Genomic DNA, 1,086 nt, shown 5'->3' with positions numbered 1-1,086 from the left:
TGCTCGATCTGGCGCGTCAGCTTCTCGGACGAGCGGCCGAACTGCTGATGCCGCAGACGCGCCAATTGCACCTTCAGCGTCTCGATCTCCAGCGCCTTGGCGACCAGACCGGCCTCGGCCGCCGCCAATCGTCCGCTTAGATCGGCGATGATCCGATGTAGCGTCTCGGGGTCGTTCGGGGAGTGGGCGGCGGGATCAGGCATGCCGCCATTATACCCGACGCGGCGCAATCAAGCCATTGATTCGCATCGCCTAATGGATATTCCTCAGCCCGCCGACACCGGCTGCCAGGTCCGCGACGGCATCCGCCAGTCGATCCCCTCCAGCAGCATCGAAAACTGCGCGGGCGTCAACGTCACCGATCCCTCGCGCGTCATCGGCCACACGAACCGACCCTTCTCCAGCCGCTTCGCGAACAGGCAGAAGCCTTGGCCATCCCAGAACAAGACCTTCACCAGATCGCCCCGGCGCCCACGGAAAATGAAGAAGTGCCCCGAAAATGGATCCTGCCGAAGAACCGTCTGCGCCAGCATCGCCAACCCGTCGAAGCCCTTACGCATGTCCGTCACACCCATCGCCAGATGGATGCGCACGCCCGCCGGGACCCCGATCATCCCTCGACCGCCGCAACCAACCGCCGCAGACGCGATGCCGCGATGTCTTCCGCCACCACCAACCGCCGACCGTTCGATAGAAACACCTCGACGAATGCCCGGCGCTCCGGCCCGCTTGGAGGTGATACGGTCGGCGCGGCATCGAAGGGCGCAACCGTCACCGGCACGAATGTCGCAGCAGGCAAACCCGGTCGGCAATCCTCCGTACCAAAACGCCGACGCCAGCGACCGATCACACTCGCGTGAATCCCGTAGCGACGCCCAACCTTCGCAAGCGACGTATCCCCCTCGCCAATCTCCAACACGATCCGCCGCTTCTCCGCCTCGGACCAACGCCGACGACGCCCAACCCCGCCCTCACTACATTCGTAGACCATAAGCACCTCTGCCCGAATTGACCTCTCGCCGTAGCAACAGGTCATTCACGCAGGGCACGCCATCCCCCGCAAGGCAGCCATCAGATGACGCTTAC

3 protein-coding genes are annotated in these 1,086 nt (G+C 64.2%); all 3 read right to left on the bottom strand.

Features of this window, described 5'->3' with window-relative positions:
• Positions 1-203 (bottom strand): IS66 family transposase (locus O7R11_RS14865; RefSeq protein ID WP_476445266.1); only part of this gene is annotated, 203 nt, incomplete at its 3' end.
• A 63-nt stretch (positions 204-266) separates the two neighbouring features.
• Entirely contained in the window at positions 267-614 is a 348-nt protein-coding gene (tnpB, locus tag O7R11_RS14860) for an IS66 family insertion sequence element accessory protein TnpB (protein WP_337998320.1), read from the bottom strand.
• A complete protein-coding gene (gene tnpA, locus O7R11_RS14855; protein ID WP_337998319.1) occupies positions 611-991 on the bottom strand; it encodes an IS66-like element accessory protein TnpA in 381 nt (126 codons plus the stop codon). The genes tnpB and tnpA overlap by 4 nt, the downstream gene beginning before the upstream one ends.
• Positions 992-1,086 lie beyond the last annotated feature (95 nt).

Source organism: Oleispirillum naphthae (assembly GCA_027864655.1).
GTDB lineage: Bacteria > Pseudomonadota > Alphaproteobacteria > Rhodospirillales > Rhodospirillaceae > Oleispirillum > Oleispirillum naphthae.
Note: the sequence above shows the minus strand (reverse complement) of the source record. Positions and strands in the feature narration are given on the sequence as shown.

Bases quoted from the DNA above. Each gene is read 5' to 3' on its own strand.
- tnpA (WP_337998319.1), bottom strand. From the start codon at position 991: ATGGTCTACGAATGTAGTGAGGGCGGGGTTGGGCGTCGTCGGCGTTGG.
- tnpB (WP_337998320.1), bottom strand. From the start codon at position 614: ATGATCGGGGTCCCGGCGGGCGTGCGCATCCATCTGGCGATGGGTGTG.